General features: G+C 64.3%; 1 protein-coding gene. It reads right to left on the bottom strand.

From position 1 onward, the window contains the following. Positions 1-319: M3 family metallopeptidase (locus tag EN852_RS38025; RefSeq protein WP_135879846.1), on the bottom strand; the 319-nt coding region annotated here is incomplete at both ends.

Raw genomic sequence — 319 nt, 5'->3', positions numbered from 1 at the left:
GACCGGCAGGTCGGTGCGCTGCTTGAAGGTCAGGCCGAATTCCTGGCCGGCCGCGTAGAACACGCCGTTCTCCAGCACGTTCTTCAGTTCGAAGTACGGCTTCAGCTGCGACTCGTCGAAGTTGTATTTGGCCTGGCGGACCTTCTCGCTGTAGAAGACCCAGTCCCACGGTTCCAGCTTGAACGTCGGCTTGCCGGCCGCCTTCTGTTCCTGGTCGATCATCGCCTGCAGGTCGGCGGCCTCACGCTTGGCGTTGGCCACTGCGGCCGGGGCCAGCTTGCCCAGCATCGCGTTGACCGCTTCGGGGGTCTTGGCGGTC

Source organism: Mesorhizobium sp. M2E.F.Ca.ET.209.01.1.1 (assembly GCF_004010375.2).
Taxonomy (GTDB): Bacteria; Pseudomonadota; Alphaproteobacteria; order Rhizobiales; family Rhizobiaceae; genus Mesorhizobium.
The sequence above is the reverse complement of the archived record's forward strand: the minus strand, read 5'-3'. Positions and strand labels throughout refer to the sequence as shown.